General features: G+C 70.7%; 11 protein-coding genes and 1 pseudogene. 2 read left to right on the top strand and 10 right to left on the bottom strand.

Annotated features, from left to right (window positions below; genetic code table 11):
* The first annotated feature begins 18 nt into the window (after positions 1-18).
* Positions 19-1,098: a GlxA family transcriptional regulator gene (locus tag ACZZZB_RS11075; protein ID WP_463529690.1), complete on the top strand. Its 1,080-nt coding sequence runs from the start codon at positions 19-21 to the stop codon at positions 1,096-1,098.
* Here ACZZZB_RS11075 and ACZZZB_RS11080 read toward each other — a convergent pair.
* The 5 genes from ACZZZB_RS11080 to ACZZZB_RS11100 form a co-directional block, all read right to left on the bottom strand.
* Positions 1,095-1,898, bottom strand: a complete 804-nt coding sequence (locus ACZZZB_RS11080; RefSeq protein WP_463529691.1) for a family 1 encapsulin nanocompartment shell protein — start codon at positions 1,896-1,898, stop codon at positions 1,095-1,097. The two genes, ACZZZB_RS11075 and ACZZZB_RS11080, sit on opposite strands and share 4 nt — an antisense overlap.
* The gene (locus ACZZZB_RS11085; protein ID WP_463529692.1) at positions 1,898-2,968 is read right to left on the bottom strand and encodes a Dyp-type peroxidase; all 1,071 of its coding nucleotides are present in this window, start codon (positions 2,966-2,968) and stop codon (positions 1,898-1,900) included. Before ACZZZB_RS11085 ends, ACZZZB_RS11080 begins: the two co-directional genes overlap by 1 nt.
* 8 nt (positions 2,969-2,976) lie before the next feature.
* A complete protein-coding gene (locus tag ACZZZB_RS11090) occupies positions 2,977-3,876 on the bottom strand; it encodes a helix-turn-helix domain-containing protein (protein WP_463529693.1) in 900 nt (299 codons plus the stop codon).
* Positions 3,877-3,971: 95 nt separating this feature from the next.
* A complete protein-coding gene (locus ACZZZB_RS11095) occupies positions 3,972-5,189 on the bottom strand; it encodes a cupin domain-containing protein (protein ID WP_079704186.1) in 1,218 nt (405 codons plus the stop codon).
* 126 nt (positions 5,190-5,315) lie between these two features.
* Positions 5,316-5,861, bottom strand: coding sequence for an MmyB family transcriptional regulator (locus ACZZZB_RS11100; RefSeq protein ID WP_274498775.1), 546 nt, complete (start codon positions 5,859-5,861; stop codon positions 5,316-5,318).
* A 184-nt stretch (positions 5,862-6,045) separates the two neighbouring features.
* Here ACZZZB_RS11100 and ACZZZB_RS11105 point away from each other — a divergent pair.
* Positions 6,046-6,867: pseudogene (locus ACZZZB_RS11105) on the top strand (helix-turn-helix transcriptional regulator); the annotation flags it as partial.
* Between the two features lie 38 nt (positions 6,868-6,905).
* On the opposite strand, the gene ACZZZB_RS11110 reads toward ACZZZB_RS11105, so the two are convergent.
* The 5 genes from ACZZZB_RS11110 to ACZZZB_RS11130 form a co-directional block, all read right to left on the bottom strand.
* The gene (locus tag ACZZZB_RS11110) at positions 6,906-7,475 is read right to left on the bottom strand and encodes an MmyB family transcriptional regulator (protein ID WP_159876324.1); all 570 of its coding nucleotides are present in this window, start codon (positions 7,473-7,475) and stop codon (positions 6,906-6,908) included.
* Between the two features lie 97 nt (positions 7,476-7,572).
* Complete coding sequence (locus ACZZZB_RS11115) at positions 7,573-8,433, bottom strand: helix-turn-helix transcriptional regulator (protein ID WP_159876321.1); 861 nt, start codon at positions 8,431-8,433, stop codon at positions 7,573-7,575.
* A 7-nt stretch (positions 8,434-8,440) separates the two neighbouring features.
* Positions 8,441-10,075: a chromosome partitioning protein ParA gene (locus ACZZZB_RS11120; RefSeq protein WP_463529694.1), complete on the bottom strand. Its 1,635-nt coding sequence runs from the start codon at positions 10,073-10,075 to the stop codon at positions 8,441-8,443.
* Between the two features lie 124 nt (positions 10,076-10,199).
* On the bottom strand, positions 10,200-10,934 hold the full coding sequence (locus ACZZZB_RS11125; protein WP_463529695.1) for a FadR/GntR family transcriptional regulator: 735 nt from the start codon (positions 10,932-10,934) through the stop codon (positions 10,200-10,202).
* Positions 10,935-10,975: 41 nt separating this feature from the next.
* Positions 10,976-12,442 (bottom strand): APC family permease, encoded by a 1,467-nt coding sequence (locus tag ACZZZB_RS11130; RefSeq protein WP_463529696.1) that lies wholly within the window; start codon positions 12,440-12,442, stop codon positions 10,976-10,978.
* Between the last annotated feature and the right edge of the window lies 1 nt (position 12,443).

Consider the following 12,443-nt stretch of genomic DNA (forward strand, 5'->3'; position numbering starts at 1 on the left):
GTCGGGCAGGATGTGGGGATGAGCCCGCCCCAGCAGGAGCCAGGACCACAGCCCATCCTCGGAGGACCCGCGCGACGACGCCGCGTCGGGATCTTCCTGTTCGACCAGGTGAAGACGCTCGACTTCGTCGGCCCGGCCGAGGTGTTCACCGAGGCGAACCAGCGGGTCGACGGCTACGACGTCCGGTTCTTCTCCCACGACGGCCAGGACGTCGTCACCTCGATGGGACTCCGGGTCGGCGTGGACGGCGCCGCGGCCGACAGCGGACCGCTCGACCTCGTGATCGTCCCGGGGAGCGAGTCCGCACCACAGGTGTACCGCCCGGAGGAGGTGCAGCGTGCTGTCCGCCTCCTCGCGGCCCGAGCCGAGCGGGTGGCATCGATCTGCAGCGGTGCGTTCGCCCTCGCGGTCACGGGTCTCCTCGACGGCAAGTCGGCGACGACCCACTGGAAGTTCACCGGCGCGCTCGCCACCGCCTACCCGTCGATCGACGTCCGCCCCGACTCGATCTTCGTCCGCGACGGCGACACCTACTCCTCGGCCGGAGTCGCCGCCGGGATCGACCTCGCGCTCGCGATCGTGGAGGAGGACCACGGTGCGGACGTCGCACGCTCCATCGCGCAGTTGCTGCTCGTCTACATGCGCAGGTCCGGCGGCCAGTCGCAGTTCTCCGCCTCCGTCCGCGCGAAGCCGGCGCGGACCTCGATCGCGAAGGCCGTCGCGGACTACATCCATGGCGATCCGACCCGGGCGGGATCGTTGGCCGACATCGCCGCACACGCGAACGTCGGTGTCCGCCATCTCAACCGGGTCATCCGGGACGAGCTGGGCATGACGCCCATCCAGTACGTCGGCTCGCTCCGACTCGACGTCGCGCTCGGCATGCTGGAGGCCGGGGACACGGTGGGGCAGGTCGCCGCTGCCGCCGGGTACGCCAGCCCGATCGCCTTCCGCCGCGCGTTCGCGGCACGGTACAACACGACGCCCTCCGAGTACCAGCGACGGTTCCGCACGACGGGCGTCGGTGTGGTCGAGGCGTCCCTGAAGACCCGGTCGCCCCTGGCCGACCCGATCGACGGAGCCGTGTCGCCGCGCTAACGGATCGCGATGGCAGCCTCTGGCGTCACGACGCGGAAGCTGAAACTCTCCTCGAGGTACAGGCTCACCGACTCGGCCGAGTGCGCCGCATAGCCGAGGGCGATGTCCTGACCGGATTCGAACAGGAAGTCGCCGCCACGTCGGCTGAGGACGACGGCTCCCTCGATACCGGGCGTCCAGACGACCTCCCCGCCGAGGATCGCCTCGATGTGCGAGGACAGCCGCGCGCCACCGCTGTCGTTGCCGCCCGTGACCGACACCCAGCCCGGTGCGTCGACGGCCAGGGCGTAGGGGCCGCCGACCCCGGCCCGCGCGAGCGTCTCGACCGCCGTGGCGACCACCTGTGCGAACCGCGTCGGGTCGTCGTCCCGTGTCAGCGGTGGGTGCGGCGAGGCAGCCGTCGCACCCGTGTACCCGGCCGCGGACCAGCCGGACAGGATCGCCGCGTTCTCCACCGTGGACAAGCGGGTGACCGCGTCGTCGAGCGGGGAGAGGTCCACGTCGAGTGCGCCTCTCGCCGCGCTGTCCAGCTCGCTGCGCATGAGCGCGAAATCGGCACGCACCTCCGTCAGGGGCAGCGACGCACGCTGTCGGGCGATCACCCCCTCCATCGGGGCGTCGACGACCGCGCCGACACGGCCGATGTCGGTGGAGGAGTGCTCCCAACCCAGCGGGCCGGCGAAGTCGACCACCCGTCGGCCGCCGAGGACGGGGGTGAGGCGCGCACGGGCCTCGTCGTCGAGCATCTGCCAGGTCTCATCGGTGATCGGCGCGAGGTGACGGAAGAGATGGTTGTTCATCATTGCGTCCTTTCGGGTGCGGTGCGGAGCGACCCGAGACCGAGGGAACCGTCGGCGGTCGAGGGTGGCGTGGCGGGGACGACGGCGCTCGCCGGATCAGCGGGGCCGGACAGGGCCGGATCGTCGTCCATCGCCTCGAGGAACGCGGCGCTCGGAGCGAAGAACACGGAGCCGGTCCGGGCGGTCGAGAAGTCGAGGAGTCGGTCGTGGAGTCCCGGTGGGTCACCGATGAACATGCGCTCGAGCATCCGCTCGATGACCCAGAGCCGTCGGGCGTACCCGATGAAGTAGGTGCCGAACTCGCCGCCGGCCGGGCTCCCGAACGGCATGTTGTCGCGGAGGATGTCGTGCTCGGCACCGTCGACGACGATCGTGGACAGGGTCTTGTGCGACTTCTGGCCGGTCTCCGCATCGTCGAGTTCGACGTTGTCGGCCTTCGTGCGGCCGATGATCGCCTCCTGCCGTTCCGTGGTGAGCGCGCGCCAGCGGTCGAGCGGATGCGTGTACTTCTGCACCACGACGTAGCTGCCACCGGCGAAGGCCGGGTCCTCGTCACCGACGAGCGTGGCGTCGGGAAGGTCCTGCCCGACGGGGTTCGCCGTGCCGTCGACGAAGCCGAGCAGGTCGCGGACGTCGAAGTACCGGAAGCCGACCGTCTCGTCCACGACCTCGACGGCGTCGCCGAGCAGGTCCAGGAGCTGCCGCTCGAACTCGAAGCACATGTCGCGTCTCACAGCGCGGATGTGGAGCAGGACGTCGCCGGGCGTGGAGGGCGCGGTGTGCCGGTCGCCGACGACCGCGGGGAAGACATGGAGCTCCCTCGGTGCGGGACCGCGCGTGAGCTCACCCCAGACGCGCGCGCCGATCCCGACGGTGCAGGACAGGGCGGCGTCGAGGTCGCGGAAGGCGACGTTCTTCAGGACATCGGCGATACCCGCCAGGGTGCTGCGGACGGTGTCGATCGCGCCGACCGCGTCGCGCACGGTGAGCACGAGGAAGACGGCTGTCCCGCTGAGCGGCGCGTCCACGGCCTGAGGCTCGATCGGGACGCGTCGTGCTGAACTGGTCACGTCGACCTCTACTCGGTGCCAGCGGACCGCGGGTGCAGCTGCCGCACCGGGGCGACGGTACGGGTCTCCGGAACACGTCGGCGTCGGCTGGACGCGGACGACCGCTCCGACGCGGTGGGGACGTCGTTCCAGAGGCGGAGCAGCTTCAGCGACAGGTGCAGCGTGCTCCGCTTCAAGCCGTCGGCCAGCGCGTCGCGCACGACCTCCGGCATGGTGTCGAGCCGGTAGTAGAGCGTCGTGCGGTGGATGTGGAGCCGCTCGCACGCGACGACGACGTTGCACCCGGCGTCGAGGTAGGTCTCCACCGTCTCCCGACGCACGGGATCCGCGTGCCAGAGTTCGTCGGCCGCCGGCGACGCCGAGGTCACGAGCTGCGGCCCGCCACCGATCGCGTGCAGGAGTCGCCATCCGCCGAGATCCTCCGCGCGGGTCGACCCGAGCGCGTCCCCGACCTGACCGACGATCTCGGCAGCGGTGCGGGCCTCGTCGACGACGCCGAGCAGGTCGTCCTCGTCCGCGTGCAGCACGGCCGAACCGATCGCGGAGATGCGGACACCGGCCGGCGCGACGGAGCGGACCCACTCGTCGACGGGCGAGGCGGCGCGTCGTTCGGAGGTCACGAGGACGAAGCCGCCGACGTGATCGAGGACGAGCGTGTGGTCGCGGCCGTCGTGACGGAGGGCCCGCGCGTACTCGTCCCGCTCCATCGTGCTCGTGGTCCCGAGCAGCACCGAACGCACGACCACCTCACCGTAGGAGTCGAGCCAGCGCCTCGAGCGCGCGGTCCTGAGCGCGTGGCGCCGCCGGTCCCGGTGGTCGCTGAGCATGTCGATGAGGACGAACGCCCGGTCGTCCGAGATGGACCAGGAGCCCTCGGCCGGTTCGATCGTGCTGCGTTCGCTGTTCATCGGTGCCTCCGCGCGGTTGAACGAGTGGTGTCCCGCTCAAGCTAGGACGGATGGCCCTGGGCGAGCGTGGCCCGCCGAGAGCCACCCTGCCCGGATCACGGACGCAGCGGCGTGATCCCCTGCGCTTCCCGGGGGAAGGTCGCCAGGGTCGCCTCGTCGATGTTCAGGTGTGCGGCGACGAGCGACGGCGGCACGTGCGCCAGCCAGTTCGCGAGCGACACCTCCTCGTACCGGTCCGTGCGGAACACCTCGAGGAACTGCAGCACGTCGTCGCCGGTGTTCTCCACGTAGTGTCCGAGGTTCTTCTTCACGACGCCGATGTCGCCCGGGCGGAAGTCGGTCGTGTTCGCGTGGGGTCCGGTGTTGAAGACGGTCATCCTGGCGGATCCGCGGAGGTAGTACTGCCACTCGTCGGCGTTGGGATGCCAGTGCAGCTCGCGCATCGACCCGGGTTCCACCGTCACGAGCGCTGCGGCGACCGACTGCGACAGCGGGAAGTTGGTGCTGTCCGCGATCTGGATGCTCCCGCCGCTGTTCCGGTGGAGTGGCTTGGACCGCGACAGTCGGAAGATGATCGGTTCCGACGCTCCCCACTCGACACCGGCGTCCTCCTGGTCCTTGGCGAGCGGGCCGGGCTCGTCGCCGGGGAAGATCCAGAGGTTGTGGAGCGGGATGTCCGCGAAGGTCTCCTGGGCCACCCCGAAGTTCTTCGCCAGCACGTCCGGCGGCGTGTGGGCGAACCAGTCCGTGAGCAGCAGGGTGTTGGACTCCGACTGGTCGCCGTCGTCGAAGGCGAGCACGAACTCGGCGCCATCGGGACCCAGCCCCTGCAGGGAGTGCGGCGTCCCGGCGGGGAAGAACCACAGATCGCCTTCCTCCACGTCCTCGACGCTGGGCATCCCGGATCGGCTGAGGGTGGTGACCCGGCACCTGCCACGGGTCATGACGGCCCACTCGGCCGTCTGGTGCCAGTGGAGCTCGCGGATGCCGCCTGACTCGAGGTACATGTTCACGCCGGCGATCTCGTCGGAGATCGCGAAGTCCTGCTTCGTCACCTCGCGCGCCCACCCGCCATCCTGCACGCGGCGAGGCGAGATGTTGAACGACGACCAGAAGAACGCCTGCGTACTGATGTCGGTTCCCGGAGCGTCGATCTGGTTCGGGAACTGGCTTGCGACTGCCGGGTTCTGCGGGCCGGTCATCTGCGTGCTCTGCGGGTGGCGGAGCGTGTTCACCTCGCCCTCCGCCGGAAGATCCGGATTGCCCAGACTCGGGGTCTCGTGGTGCGGGACGGTGTCGTCCGTCGAATCCATGGTGTCCTCCTCGCTCCGCCGCCCTGCGGCCTGGATCGTCTCCAGCCCAGCAGGGACGGCACGACAACCCTTCCGACGGATGACGAGATCGTGCCCGTCGGCGGTCGGATCGTGGCGGCCCGCTCGTCAGGTCCGGTCGGGGGACTGCCCGGCGAGGACCGCGAGCAGCCGTGCCGAAGCCTCGTCGCACGCTCGCCAGACCACGAGACTCATGCCGAAGTGCTCGGGGACCTCCAACTGGAGGTAGCGCAGCTCGAGACGCCCGAGATCCGGGCGGTCGAAGGTGAACGACTCGGCCGCATCGGGTCGGAGGCCCGGCTCCAGCCCGGCCCAGGCCTCGGCGAAGCGGCTGTTCCCGGAGCGGAGTTCGTCCACGAGGCCCTCGAAGACCGCGTCCCACTCGTGGGTGCCGAGCGACTTCCGGAGTTCGCCCACCACATGCTCGGTGACGAGGCCGGGATCGGGACTCGCCCGGAGGACCTCCGGGCGGAGGAAGGTCGAGCGCAGCAGGTTGGCTCCTGGACGGAAGGCCCGCGACAACGCCTGGGCGAGGTGGTTGGCGTGCAGCACCGTGAAGTGGCGGTCGTGGACGAACGCGGGGACGGTCGACCAGGAGTCGACGAGATCGACCAGGTCCTGAGGGAGCCGATCGGCGGGTCCGCGCTCAACCATGCGACCACGATAGTGACGTCGGGCGGCGACCGGGTGGGACGCGCAGGGTCAGGCTCAGCGAACGACCGATCGTCGGTCGACATGTCCAGAAACGACCCATGATCGGCCGCGGAAGGATGCATACGGACGAGCTTGCTGGGGGAGGATTGGCGTCGATCCCACTCGCTCTCCGGAGGACGCGGCGATGTCACCAACTCGGCTGTCGAATGCTCTCGGCGAGTTCCTCCGCGCGCGCCGGGAGTTCGTGCGGCCAGAGCAGGTCGGCATCGGCGCCGACACGTCCCGACGGGTGCCGGGCCTGCGCCGCGAGGAGGTCGCGCACCTTGCGAGCATCAGCCCCGAGTACTACCTGCGGATCGAGCAGGGTCGTGTGCGGCGGCCGTCGGAGCAGGTCCTCCTCGGGCTCGCCCGTGCCCTGCTGCTGGACGACAGTGGACGCCGATACCTGCTCCGGTTGGCGAGCCCGAGGCCGTTCATGCGCGCGGTCGACGACCGGTCGACGCGACTCGACGACCGGGTCGCCCGGCTCCTCGCGCACTGGTCCGGCACGCCCGCGTACGTGAGCGACGACAATCAGTACGTCGTCGCCGCGAACGCGCTCGCGCGGGCATGGGTGCCGCCGGGCATGCTCGACCCCGGGGTCAACCTGCTCGTCTCGGCCTTCGAGCAGTACGCCGACTTCCGAGGCACCACATCGCCCGACGCACCGGAGTACGAGCGCATGCACCGGGAGTGGGAAGGGACCCTCCGCGACCTCACCGCCCCGCTCCGCTACTACGGCCGACCGGACGATCCGCGCCTCCAGGAGATCGTCGGGATGCTCTCGGCACGGCACCCGGTGTTCCGGACGATCTGGGCGGAACACCTCGTCAAACCGCAGATGTCCCGACGGACGCGCACGTTCATCGAGCCGCTCGGCTGGGTCGACTTCCGGGCGCAGACCTTCGAGGTCCCGCACACGGACCAGTTCCTCACGGTGTTCTTCGGCGAGCCAGGCTCAGCTGCTGCGGCGGCGATCGCCTACCTCGCAGCTCGGGACGAGCTTCAGCGGGAGGGCACCGGATCGCTCGAGGTGGAGGGCTCGTCCGGCGAGACCGCCTCGGACAGCCGCTTCAGCCGCGCCCGGGACGAGGCTCCCGACGGGACGAAGACCAGCAGCAGGTCGCCCTCGGGCCCGGGCGCGTTCAAGACGTTGTAGACCATCCGGACCTCCCCGGCCGGCGTGGGGAAGACGATGGGGCCCGACGTCCCGGAGTGGCCGTCGCCCGAGGCCCAGGTCTGGGCGAAGTCGCGCGACTTCGCGGAGAGTTCGCCGATGATCCGAGCCGCCGGGCGATCCGTATCGTGCTCCTCGACCGACCGCTTGAGGAGCTCCGCGGTGGTCTCGGACATCCGGGTCCACAGCGGATCGCCGACGACCCGGTCGGGGGAGAGGAACGCGAAGCGCGCCAGGTTGACGCCGGTGTGGAACGCCGGCGTCAAGCGTGCCGCCGCCGGATTCGCCTCGAGGACATCCAGCGTGCGGTCGCAGAGGACCACGGGTACCTCTCGCCACGAGTCGATGAAGTCCCTGATCCGGTCCCGGCGCTCACGCACGCCCTCGTTCGCGATCATGCGTCCACGGTAGGCGCTGCGACCGCCGTCGGCTACCCCTCCGGTGCCCGCCGGCCCACCTCGGTCAGCGTGCGCCGGTCATCGCTCCGGATGGCGGTCAGTCGGCCCGGGCGGCGAGGTAGGCGAGCACCGCGGCCCCTGGGGAGCCGCGCTCTGCGAAGACCGTCGTCAACTGATGACCGGGCCAGTCGGGGACGAGGAGGTGCTGATACTGCAGCTCGACGGTCCCGAACTCGTCGATCGAGGCCCGAAGTGGACCGCCGGCGAGGGGACGGGCGTCATGGCGAGCCCAGAGTCGGGCGAACAGCGGACTGCGAGCGGTGAGCTCCTCGACGATCGTCTGCAACCGAGGGCTGCTCGGATCGCTGCTGTAGCGGAGCGCTGCGACCACGGCCGGGGCGCTCACCTCCCACTCCGGGGCGATGGACCGCACCCGATCGTCGAAGTACCCGAGCACGTCGTTCCGCCCGACGTCGAGGAGGCCGCCGCCGATGCGTCGCGCGAGCGCGTTCGATGCGACGATGTCCCGGTTGCCGTCGGTGATGTACGCCCCGGTGTCCGACCAGTGGTCGAGGAGTGTCGTGTCCGGGACGGATCGTCCGGCCGGTGCGGGCGTGCCGGCGTCCAACGGTCGGCGCTCGGCCGGGAAGAGGTCGACGTCGTAGGCGAGCCGGAAGAGGTAGTCCACGGCGTGCTCGTCGAGTCGAAGGGCCCGACCGATGCCCGCCAGCACCTCCTCGGACGGGCGCTGATCCCGCCCCTGCTCGAGGCGGAGGTAGTAGTCGGCGCTGACGTCCGCGAGGGCTGCCACCTCGGTGCGTCGGAGTCCGGCGACCCGCCGCCCGTCCTCCGGGACGAACCCCGCGTCCTCCGGTCGGACCAGTCCTCGACGAGCCCTGAGGTAGTCGCCGAGCGCGGCCGCCCGCGTGATGCCGGTCTCCGATGCTCCCTGCGTCATGGCCCGGTCAGAGTCCGCGCGACACCGCGGCTGCCGCTGCGAGCCACGCCCGCTGCGTGCTCGACCGCAGGGCGTCGTGACGGATGACGCCGTTCTTCAAGGCGGGATCGAAGGGGACGACGACCACGTCGCGCACGTAGGGTCGGAAGTCCTCGGCGTACGCGTTGGCGATCGACGTGTCCTTGGCCTCGGCCTCGGAGACGACGACGACGGCGTTCCGCGCGAGTTCAGCACCGCGCTCGCTCACGCGGCTGACGGCGGTGAGGGTGAGCCGCGCGCCCTCCTTCTTGTCCTCGACGGTCGTGGTCGGGATGACGAGCTGGTCGGTCAGCTCCACCATGCGCCGCCAGTTGGGGGCACCGGCAGAGTTGCCCGAGTCCATGACGATCAGGCGGTAGTACTTCGCGAGGACGCGATGGACGAGGTCGACCTCGTCGGCGGTCACCACATGCTCGCCGTCGGCCGCGGATCGCAGCACCTCGTACTTGTCGCCGGGCTGGTGGTGGACGAACCGCGACAGGTCGGCTCGCTCGGCGCCGGGGGAGAGGAGGTCACTCGCCGCGGCGAGGAGGTCGAGGACGGTCGAATCATGGCCGCCCTGCTCGGTCCGCCAGCCGAGCGTGCCCATGGTCTCGTTGTTGTCCCAGGCCGCGACGCCGCCACCGCCGTACCGGGCGAAGACGGACGACAGGTTGACGACGGTCGGCGTCTTGTTGGCGCCGCCCTTCTGGTTCGCGACGGAGATGGTGCGACGCCTCGGGAAGTGGCGTGACACGGCGTGGACGTCGTCACGCTCGGCGCGCTCGCTCGCGGACGGCGGCACCGAGAAGCCGAGCTTGTTGAGCAGGCCGGCGAGCCCGTGCTGCGCCGGGCCGATCGTGGGTGGCGCGAGGAACGAGGGCGCATCGCGCAGGTCTCGTCGAGCCGGGGCGGTCGGCTGGCCCGGAGCCTGCTGCTGCTGCTGTGGGACCGGGGGCTGCTGCTGCGCGGGCGCGACCGGCGGTGCCTGCACCGACTGCTGGACCGGGACCGCCCGCTGCGCCGGCACCGGCTGCTGCGCGTTCGGCTGGTTCGAGACCGGCTGGAACGGCGGTGTGCCGAACGCGGGCTGCTGCACGGTCGGGCGCTGCGGCGGGACGGGCTGCGGCGTCGTGGTCGCCTGTGGGTTGGCGGAGACCGGCGGCTTGGGCTGCGCCGGGACCGGCGCAGGTGTCGACGGCTGGACGGGCGCGGCACGGGGCGGTGTCTGCGGCTGAGCCGGCGCCGGGCGCGCGGGTGCCGGCTGCGAGGGCGTGGGCGGCGGCGCCTGGATGAGCGGTACCCGTTGCGCGGCTGCGGGCGGTGGCGTGGTCCGTTGCGCGGTGCGCGCGGGCGCTGTGGACTGCGGTTCCTCCTGCAGTTCGCCGTCGACACCGATGAGGAGCACGGTGACGCTCGTGGGGTCGGTCACCGTCACGCGGATCGGTCGACCCGACTTCCGGGCCTCCGCCTGCATCAGTTCGACGAGCTGGCGGCGGGCCGTTCCCGCGTCGGTGGCGGTCAGGTACTGCTCGGCGGTGCCGACGCGGAACACGCCGGAATTGTCCGCCAGCAGCGATGCCGTCATCGGCGGGAAGTCCTGTATCGAGGCCTTGTCGATCATGCTCTCACTCCTTCGCGGCGGGGGTGAACCCGTCCCCACTATGCCTTAGTACGGCGCATGTCGGATTTCCGGCCCCAGCCGTGACGCCTCGCCGAGGGCGCGCCTTCGGTCGTCTCCAGGCGCTTCAAGAAGTGGATTGCGCGCCGTCGGTGTGGCCCGCGAGGCCGACGTACATCGAGCGGTGGAGCTCCGCGACGTGGTCGAAAGCCAGGCGACTCGCTGCTGCCGCGTCGCCGTCACGGACCGCGGCGACGAGTAGAGCATGCTCCTCGTTCGACGCGCGCAGGTACTCGATCCGGTAGGGGATGAAGTAGGAGTACAGCTCGCGGGAAACGCGGTCGTGGAGGTCGGCAGCGCCCGGCACGCCTGCCGACACCGCCAGCTCGGCGTGGAACGCCGCATCGGCCTCGCGGAACCGGCTCCAGTCCGGCTCCGTCCGCATGGTCGTCACGAGGTCGTCGAGTCGATGCAGGGACGACGCCTCCGGTTCGGTGGCTGCGAGCGCCGCCAGCCCGGCTTCGAGCGTCGCGCGCTGGTCGATGAGCGCGTGCACGTGGACGGCGTCCTCGCGGTAGGCGGCGATCTCGGGCACGGTGCCCACCGCGGGCGCATCCGCGATGAACGTCCCACCCGTGTTGCCCTGCCGCCGGACCACGACGCCCTCGTCGCTCAACGCCCGATACGCGCGCCGCACCGACATCTCGCTGACCCTGAACGCTCGAGCCGCTTCCTCGGGTGCCGGGAGCCGTTGGCCGGGCACCAGCATCCCGAGCTCCAGCGCCAGCGAGATCCGCGCGCGGACGGTGTCGACGGCGGTCGTGCGTCGGATCGCTCCGAGTGAGGGCGAACCCAGATCCATGGCACCCTCGTCTCGTCGCTGATCGACTCCGCGACCCTGGTTCAGCCGGCGGTCGGTTGGTCGGCGGTCGCCTCGCTCACCGCGCCGTCCGGCTCGGCGTCCAGGGGGAACCGCTTCCCCAACACGATACCGATCAGCATGGCGACCACGGGGATGAGGGCGAGCACGACACTCACGGTGACGCTTCCGCCGGTGACGAGCGTGAAGTTCGACAGCACGAGCCACAGCGCGAACGCGAGTCCGACCACCGCGAGGATCGGGAACACCCGCGCACCCCAGGTGCGGCCGGCGACCAGCTCGGGTCGCCGCGCGAAGAACACGAGGACGGCGATCGAGGTCGTCAGCATGAGCAGCACCATCCCGACGGTCGCCACCCCGGCCATGGATCCGAAGACCCCGACGAGCGGGTCGAGGCCGGCGAGGGCGAGCCCGGCGAGGACGATGGCCGCCGTCACCGTCTGCACGATCGAGGAGGTCGACGGCGAGTGGTGTGCGGGGTGACGCCGGCCGAGGCGGGCGGGCAGCACCGACTTCTGCGCCAGCGTGAACTGGTAGCGCGCGATGACGTTGTGGAAGGAAAGGACGCACGCGAACAGACTCGTGATGAGCAGCACCTGGACGACATCGCGCATGATCGGGCCGAGGTAGGTCGTCGTCGTGTCGAGCAGGAGGTTGCCCTCGCCGGCGAGCGTCTGTTGGGCGACCGCGACGGCGTTCCCTGCTCCGATGCCCGTCACGAGCGCCCAACAGGAGATGGCGTAGAACACGCCGATGATGACGACGGCCAGGTACGTGGCTCGCGGGATGGTGCGTTCCGGGTTGCGCGCCTCGTCCCGGAAGACCGCGGTCGCCTCGAAGCCGATGAAGCCGGTGAGGGCGAAGAGCACGGCGACGCCGATCCCACCGGTGAAGATGTTGGCGGGATCGAAGGTCTCGACCGCGATGCCGTCCGCGCCGCCCGTCGCGAAGATGACGACATCGAGCACGACGACCACGAGGATCTCGAGCGTCAGTGCGATACCCAGCACCTTCGCGCTCAGGTCGATGTGCCGGTAGCCGAGCACCGCCACGATCGCCATCGTCGCGAAGGAGTACAGCCACCAGGGCAGGCTCGGGCCGCCGAAGTACGTGACGAGGTCGTCGAGCGCCCACCCCATGTAGCCGTACACGCCCACCTGGATCGCCGTGTAGGCCACGAGCGCGGTGAACGCGGAGCCGAGACCGAGGCGTGAGCCGAGTCCGGCCGTCACGTAGGAGAAGAACGCGCCGGCCTCGCGGACGAACGGCGTCATGGTGACGAAGCCGACGGAGAAGACGAGGAGGATGACGGCTGCGAGGGCGAAGCCGATCGGGGCTCCGGCGCCGTTCCCGGTGCCGATCGCGATGGGGACGTTGCCGCCGATCACGGTGAGTGGTGCGGCGGCGGCGATCACCATGAAGACGATGGAGCCGGTACCGAGCTGGCCGTCGAGGCGCTGACGCGGCTCGGCGATGGGGTTCACGGTCATG

The sequence above is a fragment of the Plantibacter sp. AC185 genome (assembly GCF_979258065.1).

What these genes read in the sequence shown, in the direction of transcription:
- ACZZZB_RS11110 (WP_159876324.1), bottom strand. Translation starts at nt 7,475, where the DNA reads ATGATCGCGAACGAGGGCGTGCGTGAGCGCCGGGACCGGATCAGGGAC.
- ACZZZB_RS11115 (WP_159876321.1), bottom strand. Translation starts at nt 8,433, where the DNA reads ATGACGCAGGGAGCATCGGAGACCGGCATCACGCGGGCGGCCGCGCTC.
- ACZZZB_RS11130 (WP_463529696.1), bottom strand. Translation starts at nt 12,442, where the DNA reads ATGACCGTGAACCCCATCGCCGAGCCGCGTCAGCGCCTCGACGGCCAG.
- ACZZZB_RS11075 (WP_463529690.1), top strand. Translation starts at nt 19, where the DNA reads ATGAGCCCGCCCCAGCAGGAGCCAGGACCACAGCCCATCCTCGGAGGA.
- ACZZZB_RS11125 (WP_463529695.1), bottom strand. Translation starts at nt 10,934, where the DNA reads ATGGATCTGGGTTCGCCCTCACTCGGAGCGATCCGACGCACGACCGCC.
- ACZZZB_RS11090 (WP_463529693.1), bottom strand. Translation starts at nt 3,876, where the DNA reads ATGAACAGCGAACGCAGCACGATCGAACCGGCCGAGGGCTCCTGGTCC.
- ACZZZB_RS11080 (WP_463529691.1), bottom strand. Translation starts at nt 1,898, where the DNA reads ATGAACAACCATCTCTTCCGTCACCTCGCGCCGATCACCGATGAGACC.
- ACZZZB_RS11100 (WP_274498775.1), bottom strand. Translation starts at nt 5,861, where the DNA reads ATGGTTGAGCGCGGACCCGCCGATCGGCTCCCTCAGGACCTGGTCGAT.
- ACZZZB_RS11120 (WP_463529694.1), bottom strand. Translation starts at nt 10,075, where the DNA reads ATGATCGACAAGGCCTCGATACAGGACTTCCCGCCGATGACGGCATCG.
- ACZZZB_RS11095 (WP_079704186.1), bottom strand. Translation starts at nt 5,189, where the DNA reads ATGGATTCGACGGACGACACCGTCCCGCACCACGAGACCCCGAGTCTG.